General features: G+C 32.8%; 16 protein-coding genes. 11 read left to right on the plus strand and 5 right to left on the minus strand.

From position 1 onward, the window contains the following. Positions 1-98: 98 nt before the first annotated feature. Genes PMI10_RS14060 through PMI10_RS14070 form a run of 3 tightly spaced genes read right to left on the minus strand, consistent with a single transcriptional unit; the run spans position 99 to position 2,194 of the window. Complete coding sequence (locus tag PMI10_RS14060; RefSeq protein WP_007809060.1) at positions 99-455, minus strand: hypothetical protein; 357 nt, start codon at positions 453-455, stop codon at positions 99-101. Beyond that, the gene (locus PMI10_RS21735) at positions 452-1,180 is read right to left on the minus strand and encodes a hypothetical protein (RefSeq protein WP_007809062.1); all 729 of its coding nucleotides are present in this window, start codon (positions 1,178-1,180) and stop codon (positions 452-454) included. The genes PMI10_RS14060 and PMI10_RS21735 overlap by 4 nt, the downstream gene beginning before the upstream one ends. Positions 1,181-1,219: 39 nt before the next feature. Then, entirely contained in the window at positions 1,220-2,194 is a 975-nt protein-coding gene (locus PMI10_RS14070) for a polyprenyl synthetase family protein (protein ID WP_007809064.1), read from the minus strand. Positions 2,195-2,452: 258 nt separating this feature from the next. On the opposite strand from PMI10_RS14070, the gene PMI10_RS14075 reads away from it, so the two are divergent. The 8 genes from PMI10_RS14075 (at position 2,453) to PMI10_RS14110 (ending at position 11,723) form a co-directional block, all read left to right on the plus strand. Continuing rightward, positions 2,453-2,974: a YceI family protein gene (locus PMI10_RS14075; protein ID WP_007809067.1), complete on the plus strand. Its 522-nt coding sequence runs from the start codon at positions 2,453-2,455 to the stop codon at positions 2,972-2,974. A 109-nt stretch (positions 2,975-3,083) separates the two neighbouring features. Next, complete coding sequence (locus PMI10_RS14080; protein WP_007809069.1) at positions 3,084-3,683, plus strand: TetR/AcrR family transcriptional regulator; 600 nt, start codon at positions 3,084-3,086, stop codon at positions 3,681-3,683. Between the two features lie 17 nt (positions 3,684-3,700). After that, a complete protein-coding gene (locus PMI10_RS14085; RefSeq protein ID WP_007809071.1) occupies positions 3,701-5,035 on the plus strand; it encodes a TolC family protein in 1,335 nt (444 codons plus the stop codon). Between the two features lie 8 nt (positions 5,036-5,043). After that, positions 5,044-6,111 (plus strand): efflux RND transporter periplasmic adaptor subunit, encoded by a 1,068-nt coding sequence (locus PMI10_RS14090; RefSeq protein ID WP_007809073.1) that lies wholly within the window; start codon positions 5,044-5,046, stop codon positions 6,109-6,111. 71 nt (positions 6,112-6,182) lie between these two features. Next, entirely contained in the window at positions 6,183-9,359 is a 3,177-nt protein-coding gene (locus PMI10_RS14095; RefSeq protein ID WP_007809075.1) for an efflux RND transporter permease subunit, read from the plus strand. A 175-nt stretch (positions 9,360-9,534) separates the two neighbouring features. Beyond that, the gene (locus PMI10_RS14100; protein WP_007809078.1) at positions 9,535-9,867 is read left to right on the plus strand and encodes a hypothetical protein; all 333 of its coding nucleotides are present in this window, start codon (positions 9,535-9,537) and stop codon (positions 9,865-9,867) included. Positions 9,868-9,869: 2 nt separating this feature from the next. Beyond that, the gene (locus tag PMI10_RS14105) at positions 9,870-10,172 is read left to right on the plus strand and encodes a hypothetical protein (RefSeq protein ID WP_007809081.1); all 303 of its coding nucleotides are present in this window, start codon (positions 9,870-9,872) and stop codon (positions 10,170-10,172) included. Positions 10,173-10,175: 3 nt separating this feature from the next. Then, the gene (locus PMI10_RS14110; protein ID WP_007809083.1) at positions 10,176-11,723 is read left to right on the plus strand and encodes a PepSY-associated TM helix domain-containing protein; all 1,548 of its coding nucleotides are present in this window, start codon (positions 10,176-10,178) and stop codon (positions 11,721-11,723) included. Between the two features lie 87 nt (positions 11,724-11,810). Here the strand turns inward: PMI10_RS14110 and PMI10_RS14115 are convergent, their stop codons facing one another. Together PMI10_RS14115 and PMI10_RS14120 are read right to left on the minus strand one after the other, a co-directional pair. Continuing rightward, entirely contained in the window at positions 11,811-12,155 is a 345-nt protein-coding gene (locus PMI10_RS14115) for a toxin-antitoxin system YwqK family antitoxin (protein WP_007809085.1), read from the minus strand. A 207-nt stretch (positions 12,156-12,362) separates the two neighbouring features. Further along, positions 12,363-13,358, minus strand: coding sequence for a TlpA family protein disulfide reductase (locus PMI10_RS14120; protein WP_035631912.1), 996 nt, complete (start codon positions 13,356-13,358; stop codon positions 12,363-12,365). Positions 13,359-13,518: 160 nt separating this feature from the next. Between PMI10_RS14120 and aspS the strand changes: the two genes are divergently transcribed. The 3 genes from aspS to PMI10_RS14135 all read left to right on the plus strand — a co-directional run bounded on the left by aspS (position 13,519) and on the right by PMI10_RS14135 (position 16,389). Then, positions 13,519-15,270 (plus strand): aspartate--tRNA ligase, encoded by a 1,752-nt coding sequence (aspS, locus tag PMI10_RS14125; protein WP_007809089.1) that lies wholly within the window; start codon positions 13,519-13,521, stop codon positions 15,268-15,270. A gap of 318 nt (positions 15,271-15,588) precedes the next feature. Beyond that, positions 15,589-15,783: a cold-shock protein gene (locus PMI10_RS14130; RefSeq protein ID WP_007137066.1), complete on the plus strand. Its 195-nt coding sequence runs from the start codon at positions 15,589-15,591 to the stop codon at positions 15,781-15,783. Between the two features lie 240 nt (positions 15,784-16,023). Then, the gene (locus tag PMI10_RS14135; protein WP_007809098.1) at positions 16,024-16,389 is read left to right on the plus strand and encodes an NADH-quinone oxidoreductase subunit A; all 366 of its coding nucleotides are present in this window, start codon (positions 16,024-16,026) and stop codon (positions 16,387-16,389) included. Positions 16,390-16,430 lie beyond the last annotated feature (41 nt).

A 16,430-nucleotide genomic window follows, 5' to 3' on the forward strand; every position in this document is an offset into this window, starting at 1 on the left:
CAAAGGCTCAGAGCAACAAAGGTTCAAAGTTTTATATTGCATTTTAATGACAGTAAAGAGAAACCTCTGTTACTTTGCAACTTTGTGCCTTTGCACCTCTATTTAAAATTATTTCGAAACCAAACCTTCTGCCATTCTCTTTTTAAGATTAAAAAAGAAACCTGCTCGGCTAAAATTACTAAATCAGAGCCATCGAGTTGTTTTATTTCGATTTCCGAAACGTCTATTATATAAAGGAGATTCAGATATTCAGCAAATTTATATTGAATCATTCGATAGATTTTTTCGTGCAGCTGGATTTTTAATTCATCGGGAGTAATACTCAACGGAAAATCAATTCCTTCGTTTGCAAGATTAAAATCCTTATTAATTTGTTCAATTAATTTTAGATATAACGCCTCACTTTCGGCTTCCCGAAGCAATAATTCAGTTGATTTTGGAGCAATGAAATTCATTCTATTTTCTTTTTATTTTCCCAGGCACCTACAATTTTAGCCAGTAATACATCTCCGCCGGCATAGAAAAAAACAGCTCCCATTGGAGGGTTTGATGTGGGAATAAATCCAAACACATCAGGATTCCATGCCCAACACTTAAAATAAGTCCCTGCCAACTCAATAAATATAACACAAAGCGCAATAAAACAATAAAGATTCTGCCAGCTTTTTCTTTTTAAAAGTAAAAAAAACAGGATTCCAAAAAATAACGAAAAATAATCTTTTAAAAATATTCCAACACTTAAAAACAGAACAGCAAAAAAACAAAGGAAATATTTTCTTAAAGAAGACTCTTTATTAATTGACCAGTTGGTATTTGCATAAACATAACCTGAGGCATAAACAATAGCATGTCCAAAAGGCACATACAAAGGAATCATTGGAGTTCTATACTCATACATTCCTAATAGTTTACAAAAAATTAACTCCCCAATATAGGAAAGTCCAACCATAATAAGCATCAGTTTTCTTAAGCGAGGTTCTGAGGCAAAAAAGAAACCTGCAAAATAAAGGATGCTTAACAGATTTGTAAGCTGTCTCGCGTCAAAATAGTGTTCTGTAAAAAAAACAGAATCAATTCCTAATGCCAAAACTGTGAAAAACGGAAAACATATTGCAAAAAAGAATTGCAGCTTTACATTATTTGTTTCAGAATTTAAAAAAACCGTTTCTATTTTATCCATCAGGTTTATATTGAAAAGCGTACTCTTTAAGGTTAAAAACTATGCATTTCTTTGCATTAAATTTTGACCAAAACTTCTTAAAATTTCTTTTTTATCGTTATCGATATTCATTTTATCCAGAGTACTGAAAGCTTTTAATGTATACTCTTCTATAGCTTCCTGAGTTATTTTATCTGCTCCTGAAGCAATAAAAATAGTTTTAGCCTGCTCAATTTTAACTGAATTATCTTCTATTTCACTTTCAAACAATTCCAGTAATCGTTGTTTGTCATTTAAATCGGCAAACTCTAATGCTTTAAGGTACAAATAGGTTTTTTTATTTTCTATAATATCACCTCCTACTTGTTTCCCGAAAGTTTCAGGATCTCCAAAAGCATCTAAATAATCATCCTGAAGTTGAAATGCAAGACCTAAATTTAATCCGAAATCATAAATTAAATCGGCCTCCTTTTCAGTAGTGTTAGCTACAATAGCCCCCATTTTCATGGCAGCAGCTACCAGAACCGCTGTTTTGTATTCGATCATTTTCAGGTACTCCGGGATTGTAACATCCTTGCGGGTTTCAAAATCGACATCCCATTGCTGCCCTTCACAAACTTCAAGTGCTGTTTTACTGAATAATTTTGCTAAAGCAACAAACACATTTGGCTCGTATTGTTCAAAATATTGGTATGCAAGAATAAGCATCGCATCTCCGGAAAGAATTCCGGTATTAATATTCCATTTTTCATGAACGGTTATTTCTCCTCTTCGCAAAGGTGCATCATCCATAATATCGTCATGCACCAGGGAGAAATTATGAAAAACCTCTACTGCCATCGCTGCCGGAAGCGCTATTTTATAATTGGCGTCAAAAACTTCAGCTGCCATCAAAGTCAATACCGGACGCATGCGTTTACCGCCAAGTCCTAAGATATATTCAATAGGTTCGTAGAGATTTTCCGGCTCTTTATGTATGTTTTGGTTTTTTAAATAACTGATAAAAAAATCCTGGTATTGACTAATAGTATGCATAAAATGAAATCTGGTTTGCGAGGCTCAAAGATACAATTCATATATGAATTATTACTTTAATAATTATAAAGGGATTCTAATTTAAAAATTACTTTCAAAAAAAGCCTTTTCAAAATTATTTTAAAAAAAACTTGGAAACTTTTTTGGTTTTTAAAGTTTCCTGTTTATATTTGCGCTTTCAATTGGAAACTCTAAACACTGAAAAAGTTTCCAAGGAAAGGTTTAGATGATATATAAACTAAAACAAACCAAATATTTATGAAAACTACATGGACCATAGATTCTAGCCAATCAGATGTTTTGATAAAAATGAGACATTCGATCATTGCCTACATGGGAGGAACTACAAACCAATTTGAAGGTTATGTAAATATTGAAAACAACGAAATTGAAGATGCTTCGGTTGAATTCTCTTTGGACATAAACAATAAGAAAGACAGTTTTCAACAAATTGATACGCATTTGCAGCTCAACGATCTGTTTAATGTAAATGAACATCCAATTATAAGCTTTAAATCTACTTCTTTTCAAAAAGTAAACAATAACATTAATTTTTTTAAAGGTGATTTAACCATAAAAGATGTTACCAGAGTAGTTGAGCTTGATGCTGAATTTATTGGGGTTAACACCTACAATGGAGAAAAAAAAGTAGCTTTTGAAATTAAAGCGGATATTAAACGTCAAGACTTTGGGCTGGATTATAATTCATATAATCATAATGGAGGATTAGCGCTGGGGAAAGATATTAAACTAATTGCCAATTTAGAATTTAGCATATAAATCTTAAGTTTAGAAGAATAAATTAATGTAAAATTATTACAAAATAACGGAAACTATTTTTACGGGAAAAGTTTCCTTCTTATATTTGTAAGTCAATTTGAAAATTAAAATGAAAGATAAAATAATAGCCAAAGCGAGTGAACTGTTCTTAAAACTTGGTTTTAAGAGTGTCACCATGGATGATATTGCAGGTGAAATGTGTATTTCTAAAAAAACGATTTACAAATATTTCTGCAATAAAGAGGTTTTAATAGTAGAAAGCACTTCAATGGTTCATAAGCAGGTACATGAAATTATTGATACCATAGTTGCTAAAAATCATAATGCTATTCATGAAAATTTTGAAATCAGAGAAATGTTCTGTGACATGTTTAAAAACAATATTGATTCTTCTCCTATATATCAGTTAAAAAAGCATTATCCGGAAATCTATCATAATATAATGACTACGGAAATTGATCTGTGCAGTCAATGGTTTAAAGAGAATATCGAAAAAGGAATTCGGGAAAAATTATATCGTGAAGATTTAAATAAAGAGGTTTATGTTAAATTTTATTACACTTTGATTTTTCATATTAACGAAAATACAGTTTCGGAAAAAGAAGCCCAAAAAATGGAATTAGAAGCTTTGGAATATCATACCAGAGCAATGGCAACACCTGAAGGCATAACAGAATTAGAAAAACAACTCAAAAAAATTACTACATAATCATCAATCTATAATCTATGAAAAAAATAATTCTTATATTTTTGTGTACAATTGGTCTGTCAGTCAATGCACAAGTCACAACTTTAACACTAAAAGATGCTGTCACTTATGCACTTCAAAATAAAGCTGATGCAAAAAAAGCAAAATTAGACGTTGAAAACAGTGAATATCAAATTCAGGAAGTTCGTTCCCGCGCATTACCACAAATTTCAGCAAATGGAAATTTAACACATAATCCGATTATACAAACTACAGTAATTGATGGAGCAGGATTTGGTCAGCCAGGAACAACAATTCAGGCCGCTTTTGGTCAAAAATGGACTTCAGGAGCCGGGATTTCATTAACTCAGGCTTTGTTTGATCAATCTGTTTTTACAGGTTTAAAAGCAGCTAAATCTACCCGTCAATTTTATCAGATCAATGATCAGTTAACAGAAGAACAAGTAATTGAAAGAGTCGCAAATAATTATTATCAGGTGTATGTTCAACGTCAGAAATTAATTTTATTAGACAGCAATTATGTCAATACTACTAAAGTTCGTGACATTATTAAAGGACAATTTGATAACGGACTGGCAAAGAAAATTGATTTGGACAGAGTAAATGTAAAACTGTCAAACATCAGTACACAACGTCAGCAAAATTTGAATGCTGTACAGTTACAGGAAAATTCTTTAAAATTTTATATTGGAATGCCTATGGAAACTCAAATCGAGATTCCACAATCTGAATTTGAAGTGACTCCGGCTGCATTAAGTGAAGCTCCGAATACTGCAAACAGAACTGAGTATTTGCTTTTGAAAAAACAAGAAGAATTGCTAAACTTTCAGAAAAAATCAGTTGAAGCAGAATACTATCCTACGCTTTCATTGACTGCCGGATATAATTATATAGGACAAGGTCCTGAATTACCTTGGTTTGCAAAACCGGCAGATGGAGTGTATTGGTCAGATTACTCATCAATTGGATTGAATTTAAAAGTACCAATTTTTACAGGATTTGGTACCCGTGCAAAAGTAAGACAGGCAGATGTAAAAATCCGATCACTTCAGGAAGATATTAAAGACACCAAACTTTCACTTGATTTAGAATATAAAAATGCAACGACTCAAATTCAGAATAGTTTGACTACGATTGAAAATCAAAAAGAGAATATGATTTTGGCAGACGAAATTCTGAATAATACTAAAAATAATTATTTACAGGGACTGGCTTCATTAACAGATTTATTAGATGCAGAAAATGCATCTATCGAAGCACAAAACAATTATACCTCAGCAATATTAGATTACAAATTAGCTGAAGTAGCACTTATCAAATCAAAAGGCGAACTTAAAACACTTATTAAATAACTAACAAAATGAGAAAAATTATTATATCGATTGTAGTCATAGTTGGAGCATTAGCACTAATTGGATTCGTATTAACTAAAAATAAAGCGGAGAATAAAGCTAAAACAGATATTGTAGCAGAGAAAAATGCGGCAGTATCAGTTAAAGTATCTCCTGTAAAAACAGAAGAAGTTTCATTGGATTTCGTTGCTAACGGAAACTTTGAGCCTATTCAGGAATTGACTTTCTCTGCAGAAAAATCCGGAAAAGTAATCAGTGTTTTAGTAAAAGAAGGCGATTATGTAAGAGTAGGCCAGGCTTTATTAACTGTTAGAGGAGATGTAATTAATGTAAGTGCACAACAAGCACAAGCAACTTACCAAAACGCAAAATCGGATTATAGCAGATATGAAAATGCTTTTAAAACAGGTGGTGTTACTAAACAACAACTGGATCAGGCAAAATTAGCTTTAACAAATGCTGAATCCAGTCTTAAACAAGCCAATATTAATGTTGGAGATACCAGAGTTAAAGCTCCAATAAACGGGTTCATCAATAAAAAATATATCGAACCGGGATCTATTTTATCAGCTACACCAGCAACTGAATTGTTTGACATTGTAAATGTTTCTAAATTAAAACTAACGGTTACTGTAAACGAAAATCAGGTGGCAAGTTTAAAATTAGGAAACCCTGTAAATGTAACAGCAAGTGTTTATCCTGATAAAACTTTTTCCGGAAAAATTACTTTTATAGCTTCAAAAGCAGATGAAACTTTAAGCTTCCCTGTTGAAATTGAAATCGCAAATAATTCCAATAATGACCTGAAAGCAGGTATGTATGGAACAGCAAATTTTGCATCTAACCGACAAAAACAAAATCTTATGGTTGTACCTAGAAATGCGTTTGTAGGGAGTGTAAGCAGTAATGAGATTTTTGTAGCTGAAAAAGGTATTGCAAAATTAAGAAAAGTAACTGCAGGTAGAATTTTGGGAGATCAGGTAGAAATTATCAACGGATTATCTGACGGAGAATCGGTAATTGTGACTGGTCAAATTAACTTACAAGACGGAAATACAATAGAAATTATAAAATAATTTAAAGCATTAAGCTATACGCCATAAGCATTAAGCTTATTGCCTAAAGCCTAAAGCCTAAAGCAAAATATATGAAATTAGCCGAAATATCCATAAAACGTCCGTCGTTGGTAATTGTATTGTTTACAATTCTGACTCTTGGTGGATTGTTCAGCTACAGCCAGTTAGGCTATGAGCTGATTCCAAAATTTGAACAAAACGTTATTACAATTTCTACTATTTATCCCGGAGCTTCTCCGAGTGAGGTAGAAAACACGGTGACTAAGAAAATTGAAGATGCGATTGCATCCTTAGAGAATATCAAGAAAATCGACTCGAAATCTTACGAGAGTTTGTCAATCGTTTCAATCACTTTGACATCAAATGCAAAGGTCGATTTCTCTATGAATGACGCTCAGCGAAAAATCAATGCCATCATTAGTGATTTGCCGGACGATGCTGAAACGCCTTCGCTAACCAAATTCTCGTTGAGTGATTTGCCAATTATGACCATTGGTGCCAATGGAAAAATGGACGAGGCAGCATTTTATGACTTAATTGACAAAAAAATTGCACCAATCTTATCCCGTGTACAAGGTGTGGCACAGGTAAACATTATTGGTGGTCAGGAACGTGAGATTCAGGTTAACCTTGACGCTGTAAAAATGCAGGGATACGGACTTTCGATTCCTCAGGTTCAGCAAACTATTTTGACTTCGAACTTAGATTTCCCAACAGGAAACATCCAGACCCGTGATCAAAAAATATTAATTCGTTTAGCAGGTAAATATAAAAATGTTGAGGAATTAAGAAACTTGGTGGTTTCATCTCAAAACGGAATTCAAATTCGTTTAAGTGATATCGCAGACGTTCAGGATACTCAAAAAATCGCTGAAAAAATATCCCGTGTTGATCAAAAAAGTGCCATTGTTTTACAAATTATCAAACAATCAGATGCAAATGCGGTTGCGGTAAGTGAGCAATTATTGAAAACGATTGCCACTCTTGAAAAAGATTATGAAAAAAATAAATTAAAATTAGAAGTTGCAAAAGACAGTACAATCTTTACTTTGGAAGCGGCAGATTCTGTTGTACACGATTTATTGATTGCAGTAATTTTGGTGGCTCTCGTAATGTTGTTCTTCCTGCACAGTATTAGAAACTCATTGATTGTAATGGTATCTATTCCGGCATCTTTGATTGCAACATTTATTGGTATTTATTTAATGGGATACACCCTGAACTTAATGAGTTTGTTAGGATTATCTCTGGTTGTAGGTATTCTGGTCGATGATGCCATTGTGGTCCTCGAGAATATTTACAGGCACATGGAAATGGGTAAAAGCAAAATTCGTGCTTCCTATGATGGTACCGCCGAAATTGGTGGAACTGTAACTTCGATTACATTGGTAATTGTGGTGGTATTCCTGCCTATTGCAATGAGTTCCGGTTTGGTTTCTAATATTATTACACAATTTTGTGTTACCGTAATTATTTCAACTTTACTATCGCTTTTAGCTTCATTCACTATTATTCCATGGTTATCATCTCGTTATGGTAAATTAGAACATATTGAAGGGAAAAATTTATTTGGAAGAATCATTCTTGGTTTCGAAAATTATTTAACACGTTTTACAAACTGGGTTTCTGAATTATTGACCTGGTGTTTAGATCATTATATTAAAACCATTTTAATTGTATTGGTTTTATTCTTTGGATCAACTGTAGGATTAATGGGTGGAGGTTTCATTGGTGGTGAGTTTTTTGCTGCATCTGATAGTGGTGAGTTTTTAGTTCAGATCGAAATGCCAAAAGATGCTTCGTTAGAACAAACTAACTTTATGACACAAAAAGCAGAAGCCTTTTTGAAAACACAAGAATATGTTCACAGTCAAATTACAACTGTAGGACAAACCAGTGAAGGACTTGGAGCATCGCAAGCTACAGCTTACAAAGCAGAGATTGATGTTAAAATGATTGAGCAAAAAGATCGTACTGATGGAGCTTCTGTATACGCTGCTAAAATCAAACGTAAATTAGAAAAAGTATTAGTTGGTGCCAAAGTTAAAACGGTTCCGGTTGGTATTTTAGGAACTGCTGATAATGCAACTCTAGGCTTGATCGTAACAGGTCCTTCAACCGAAAGCGCCATGGCTTTTGCTAAATTAGCTGAAGCTGAATTACGTAAAATCCCCGGAACAACAGAGATTAAATTAACAGTTGAAGACGGTAATCCTGAAATCAACGTTAAGGTAGATCGTGATAAAATGGCCGCTTTAGGATTGACTTTACAAACTGTTGGTACAACGATGCAAACAGCTTATAGTGGAAACACCGATGGTAAATACAGAGCCGGCGAATATGAATATGACATCAATATTAAGTATAATGCTTTTGATCGAAAAAGTGTTACTGACGTTAGTAATTTGATTTTTATTAATTCAGCTGGTCAACAAATTAAGTTATCACAATTTGCAACGATTACCGAAGGTTCAGGGCCTAGCCAGTTAGAACGAAGAGATAAATCAGCTTCGGTAACAGTACAGGGACAAAACGTTGGGGTTGCTTCAGGAACAATTGTTACCCAATGGCAGGAAAAATTAGACAAGCTTAAAAAACCAGTTGGTGTAAACTATATCTGGGGAGGTGATCAGGAAAATCAAAGTGAAGGTTTTGGTACTTTAGGAATCGCTTTACTGGCTGCTATTATTTTAGTTTATCTGGTAATGGTTGGTTTATATGACAGTTTCGTTCACCCGTTTGTGGTATTATTTGCTATTCCGCTATCATTTATCGGAGCGATGTTAGCACTGGCTTTAACAAACAATACATTAAACATCTTTACGATATTAGGTATTATCATGTTGATTGGTCTGGTGTGTAAGAATGCGATCATGCTTGTCGATTATACCAATCAGCGAAGAGCTGCCGGAGAATCGATCAGAACAGCATTAATTCAGGCAAACCATGCTCGTTTGCGTCCGATTTTGATGACTACAATTGCGATGGTATTCGGTATGTTCCCAATTGCATTGGCATCCGGAGCAGGAGCTGAGTGGAAAAATGGTTTGGCATGGGTAATTATCGGGGGATTAATTTCTTCGTTATTCCTAACCTTGATTGTTGTTCCAGTAATTTATAATATCATGGAGAAAATCATTCATAAATTCTCTAATGGAGAAAAAATCGACTACGAAGCTGAAATGGTTGCCGATTATGTGCATGCTGAATTAAGTGAAGACGGTTTTAATCCGAAACATACCCATTAATACATAATTTAATTTTAGATTTTAAAGCCTGTTCAAATTAATGAACAGGCTTTTTTATTTAGAATTCTTTATTTAGAATAAATAAAAATAATTTGCTTTACTTTGATTCATGTATTAGATTTGCAATATCAAAAACGATTCTAAATGATTATGAAGATATTTAAACTTTAAAACTATGATAACAATAGCCAGCCTTATCGTTTTTTTAGCTTTTTACACCTTATATTACACTTCAAAAAAAGCAGTTTTGTCGTATGATTCAGGTTTTGAAAAATGGATGCAAAAAAATCCAAAGCAAACCAAAATTATCGGATTAAGTTTGCTTTTATCTGCATATGGCTTTTGGCTTTTTACACAATCTTTAGGTTGTGGAACTCTTATGTTCTTTATTCAGTTAATGGTAATTGGAAGTTTAATTGTATTGTTAACCCCCCTAAAAAAAATAAGTCACACAACACTATTGATCCTTTTAATAATAATAGGTTTATTAGAATTTTATTACGCCTAAATATGCCTGCAAATCCTAAATACTTAACGCAATCAAAATGGCAGCGTTTTGCCAAAATAACAGCAGCCATACTTGGCGGCTATTTTGTTTCGGTCAGTTTTCATCTGGCTTTGGCATCTTGGATTAATCATGTAAATATTATAATTACAATGGCTTATAGCGGATTTATTCTTTGGGTTGCCTTAATGGTTATTGCCTTTTTAGCAAAAAATGGATGGAAAATCTGGGGAATTTATTTACTGCTGACTTTACTTTTCTGTGGTATCATTTATCTCGGACAAACCTATAACCCTATTATAAAATAATTCATGAATAACAGAAACTATAATATCTATTTTCATACGCATACTGTAAGCGGTATTGTAATTAGCGTTGTATTGTTTGTTATTTTCTTTGCAGGATCTTTTTCTTTTTTCAGGGACGAAACCATCAATTGGGAACGAGGCGAATCTGTTTCTCCATACAAAGAAACCCAGATTAACTACGATGTAACTTTAGACACTTTAAACAGGAAATATATATTAGCCGGAAGAAACATTTCTATTTCTAAATCCGGTAATGAAAGACGTGTAAATATTTACATGGAAGGTACCAAAGATACTCTGGCTCCTGCTAAACTAAAAGAAAGCCAGTTTTTTTATTTAGACACCAAAAATTTCAAAACGCAGACTTATGAAGAATCCTATTCTTTAGGCGAATTTTTATACCGACTTCACTTTCTCGCACAGATTCCCTATCCGGTTGGTTACTACCTTTCTGGTTTTATTGCTTTATTTTTCTTATTTGCTATTGTTACCGGAGTCCTGTTACATTGGAATAAAATAATATCCAACTTTTATATTTTCCGCCCCAAAGAAAAATTAAAAACATTATGGACTGATGCTCATACGGCATTAGGGATGATTGGCCTGCCTTTTCAGTTTGTTTATGCAGTTACCGGTGCATTTTTTATGATCAAACTCCTTATTGTGGCACCAAGCGTAATGGCTCTGTATAAAGGAGATGAAAATAAATTATATGATGATTTAGAATATAACAATCCTGTTTTTAAATTTGAAAATAAAAAATTAGCCAATCCTTTCAGTATTAATGAATTTGTTGCAAAAACAAAAAATACCTGGAAAGATTTTGAAATTTCCACTGTACAGATTCAGAATTACGGAGATACCAACATGCATATTATTGTTGAAGGTAAAATGCCTTATGACAAGAAATTTACGGCCGTTGGAAAAATAATTTATAAAGTTGCCAATGGTGAAATTATTGCTAAAAAAGATCCAATAACCCAGAACAAATATTTGGATGGAGTCAAGAATGTTTTATACCGGATTCACTTTGGTGATTATGGTGGTTATGCACTAAAAATAATCAGTTTTGTACTTGGCATTATTACTTGCTTCGTAATCATATCCGGAGTTATGATTTGGTTGGTTGCCAGGGATAAGAAAAACATGCCGGAGAAAAAACGTCGTTTTAACAACACAGTAGTTCGAATATATTTGGCCGTTTGTTTAAGTATGTACCCTGTTACTGCCTTATCGTTTATCGCTAGTAAAGTATTTTATCCGTTAAATCAATCAAATATTTATGCTGTTTATTTTATCAGTTGGCTGGTATTAATTATATTTTTTCTTTTAAAGAGAGATATTAACTTCACAAATAAATGGTGTTTAATTTCAGGAAGTATTTTAGGGTTTATGATTCCAATTGCAAATGGTTTCTGTACAGGAAACTGGTTTTGGAAAACTTTTGCACAAAATCAGGTTCAGATTTTCTTTATTGATGTTTTTTGGATTGTCTTAGCTTCAATCACATTGTATGTAGCTTTTTCATTAAAACCGAAAGAAAACAAATAAAAAAGCAATAATCTATAAACACAAAAAAGGAGCAAATTTTACTAAAATTTTGCTCCCTTTTTTTAAAACTAAGTGTATATTAATTTTTTATTTATTTGCTAAAACCTTTTCTTCTAAGCTCTTAACAGAATTAATTTTGCTTTTTGAATAATCTACCTGACAAATATTATTTTCATTAAAGAAAATCCATTTTCCGGTTTTCAATCCGTCTGAATATTCAGCAATGGCTTTTTTATTTCCATTTACATCATACGACACCCAAACCCCATCTAATTTTCCTTCTTTAAAAAAACCTTCTTGCTGTACTTTACCATTTTCATAATAGTAAGTAGCTCTTACTTTATTTCCAACAGCTTCCAATTGAGGTTTTGTTTCCTGTGCAACTAAAATTCCAGAGAACAATATTGCAACTAAAATTACACACTTTTTCATATCTTGTAGGTATTAATGTTATCAAATCTTTATCAAATATAGATAAATGTTTACATTAAAAAAACTTTTACTTAACAATTTGATAACATTGGATAAAAGCTTAACATTGGGAATTTATACAAAACAAAAAAACCAACGCTAAAGCATTGGTTTTACTGGTGTTTTAGAATATATTATAAATCACTATAACGTTATAAATTTAATCAATTACTTCAATAAAGTGTCTAATTTTTCTTGTAATTCAGCAGAAGATGGTCTGTCTGCATCTGAATCTATAATATTTCCTTTTGGATCTATTAATATAAATCTTGGAATTCCCGTTACGCCATAACTCGTAACAAAATCAGATTGCCAGTCCTTATCAGCAAATAGCTGAACACCCCCTAAATTTTTATCCGCTACAAATTTTTTCCATTTTTCATTATCCTTTGCAGTATCTATTGAAATACTCACAAACTCAATGTTTTTTCCATGGTACTTTTCCTCGATCTTTTGTAAAAAAGGAATTTCACCTCTGCATGGCCCACACCAGGTTGCCCAAAGATCAATATAAACATATTTACCTTTTAAGTCCGAAAGTTTCGTTTTGCCGCCTTTATGATTTTCATAATCAAAATCCGGAGAAGGTTTTCCGTTAAGTTTATTTGCTTTTGCGGCACTTTCATAAGCTTGCAAAGCATATTGATGAGACTGTTCAAATGAACTTAATAAAGCCTTTTTAAATTCAGGATCATAATTTCCTTTTTCAATACTTTCTATATCCGATTTTTTCTTTGCTTCTAATAATGTATTAAAAACCGTTGCTTCTTTTGTAAAAGCTTCTTTTTGAAATTGTTCTTCTTTCAATGCATATTGTGCCAAAAAATTACTTTCGGCTACACCCTTACCTTTATAAACAATTGTTTCGTCAAATTCTTTCGCATCCATTGTTAAATTAATTTCAGAATCTGGTTTTAAATACAAACTGGAAACTTCTTTTCCATCAGAAAACTGATAAAATCCTTTTGGAGCTTCAAAAGCAGCAACAAAAACTTCTTTTTTATTAATCGGAATCACCTGCTTAAAATTATCTCTTCCTCTAATGACCAAAGTATCACTATTTCTGTTAGTAATTTTAGCTGTAAATTTTATTTGTTTTTTTGTCTGGGCAATACCACTAAAAGCACTGAGAACAATCAAACTATAAAGAAAAACTTTTTTCATAATTGACATTGTTTTGTTTTTAATACTTCAAATCTAAAGAAATTATATGTGAGAAATTTACCCGTTAACAAAATATTTTATTTTAATACTCATCAAGTTGCATACTTTACTATATTATTTTGTTTTTTGTGTTTACTTTTGCAGTCTAAAATTTTGATCAATGTATAGAAGTCATAATTGCGGCGAGTTAAATGCCTCAAATATTAATACCGAAGTTACACTTGCTGGTTGGGTTCAAAAATCACGCGATAAAGGATTTATGAATTGGGTTGATTTACGCGACCGCTACGGAATTACACAACTTATTTTCGATGAAAGCCGTACCGATAAAACTGTTTTTGAACTGGCAAAAACTCTTGGCAGAGAATTCGTTATTCAGGTAAAAGGAACTGTTATTGAACGTGAAGCCAAAAACAAAAACATTCCGACTGGTGAAATCGAAATTTTAGTTTCTGAATTAACTATTTTAAATGCTGCTTTAACGCCTCCATTCACTATCGAAGATGAAACTGATGGCGGTGAAGATATCCGAATGAAATATCGTTATTTAGATATCAGAAGAAATCCCGTAAAAAACAGTTTATTATTCCGTCACAAAGTGGCAATGGAAGTTCGTAAATATTTATCTGATTTAGATTTCTGCGAAGTTGAAACTCCTTACTTAATAAAATCGACTCCGGAAGGAGCAAGGGATTTTGTGGTTCCGAGCCGTATGAACGAAGGGCAATTTTATGCATTGCCACAATCACCACAAACTTTCAAACAACTTTTGATGGTAGGCGGAATGGATAAATATTTCCAGATTGTGAAATGTTTCCGTGATGAAGATTTACGTGCAGACCGTCAACCTGAGTTTACACAAATCGATTGTGAAATGGCATTTGTAGAACAAGAAGACATTTTGAATGTCTTTGAAGGACTGACAAGACATTTATTAAAAGAAATAAAAGGTATCGAAGTAGATAAATTCCCAAGAATTACCTACGATTATGCCATGAAGACATACGGAAATGACAAACCGGACATTCGTTTCGGAATGAAATTTGGCGAATTAAACGAATTTGCACAACATAAAGAATTTCCGATTTTTAACACTGCGGAATTAGTTGTCGGAATTGCAGTTCCCGGTGCAGGAAATTATACCCGTAAAGAAATTGACGGATTAATTGACTGGGTCAAACGTCCACAAGTTGGTGCATCAGGAATGGTATACGTAAAATGTAACGACGACGGAACTTTTAAATCCTCTGTAGATAAATTTTACGATCAGGATGATTTAGGGCAATGGGCAAAAATTACCGGAGCAAAATCCGGCGATATGATTTTTGTACTTTCCGGTCCTGCTGATAAAACACGCGGACAGCTTTCTGCCCTTCGTATGGAATTAGCTACTCGTTTAGGATTGCGTAAACCCGAAGAATTTGCTCCGTTATGGGTTATTGATTTCCCATTATTGGAATTAGATGAAGAAAGCGGTCGTTATCACGCTATGCACCATCCGTTTACATCTCCAAAACCGGAAGACATGCATTTATTAGAAACGCAACCGGGAAAAGTTCGTGCAAATGCTTATGACATGGTCTTAAACGGAAACGAAATTGGAGGAGGATCTATTCGTATCCACGATAAAGCCACTCAACAATTAATGTTCAAATATTTAGGCTTTAGCGAAGAAGAAGCAAAAGCACAATTTGGCTTCTTAATGGATGCTTTTCAGTTTGGTGCGCCGCCTCATGGTGGATTAGCATTTGGTTTAGACCGTTTGGTTGCTATTTTGGGCGGTCAGGAAACGATTAGAGACTTCATTGCGTTCCCAAAAAATAATTCAGGACGTGATGTTATGATTGATGCTCCGGCTGCAATTGATGATTCGCAATTGAAAGAATTATCAATTAAATTGGATTTGAAATAGTTTTATATCAAAATTTGAAATATAAAACAGCAATTATAAATTATAGTTGCTGTTTTTTTATTGTTTCAATCCTAATTAAATTTAAAAAATCAAACGAACACAATACGTAGTATAATTATTACAGCAAAATAACTGTAAAAAATACTTAAACGATAATAAATGATTCTTAATTTAAGGTCATCCATCTCAAATTTGATGTAATATAAATACCGAAAACACTGTAAATCAATAATTTTTACAAAAAATTAACACCTTAGTGTCTTTTGTATGAATTTATATATTACATTTGCTTTATTATAAATTATTATTACAATTACAATGCGTACAGGTACAGTAAAATTTTTCAATGAGTCTAAAGGTTATGGATTCATTACAGACGAAGAAACAGGAAAAGACATCTTCGTTCACGCTTCAGGAATTAACGCGGAAGAATTACGCGAAGGTGACCGAGTAAGCTACGAAGAAGAAGAAGGAAGAAAAGGGAAAGTTGCTGCTAAAGTAGCAGTAATCTAAGAAAAATATAGCAATTTATTTTTTTTGCCTCTGAATGGTTTAAAACGTTTCGATTTATTTCGAAACGTTTTTTTTTGTTTTCTTGTTAAAAAAATGTAAAAGTCTGAGCTTTTATTTATAATCAATAAAAATTACACTTAAACCTTGTTTCTGACTAAACTTAAATCATTTTTTAGCTTGTGATTTACAGAGTTGAAAGCTATCTTTGTGGCTTATTTTTTAAGTAAAAAACCCAAGTTTATGCAATCAGATCAATACAGTTACCTTCCTATCTTAATGCAGCTAATTTTAGCAGTTGGTTTTGTGGTTGGTACTATCATTATTTCCGGGAAATTAGGACCAAAAAGAACCTCAGAAGTTAAAGACAAAAACTTCGAGTGCGGTATCGAATCTGTTGGTAATGCCCGTATTCCATTTTCGGTAAAATACTTCCTGGTAGCCATTTTATTTGTATTGTTTGATGTAGAAGTAATTTTTCTTTATCCCTGGGCAGTAAACTTTAAAGAACTTGGCATTGAAGGAATGCTAAAAATGATTGTTTTTATGGCTTTGCTTTTAGTTGGTTTTTTCTATATCATCAAAAAGAAAGCATTAGACTGGGAATAACAATTTACGATTTGAGATTTCAGATTTTAGATTTCTCAAAT

Source organism: Flavobacterium sp. CF136 (genome assembly GCF_000282055.1).
GTDB lineage: Bacteria > Bacteroidota > Bacteroidia > Flavobacteriales > Flavobacteriaceae > Flavobacterium.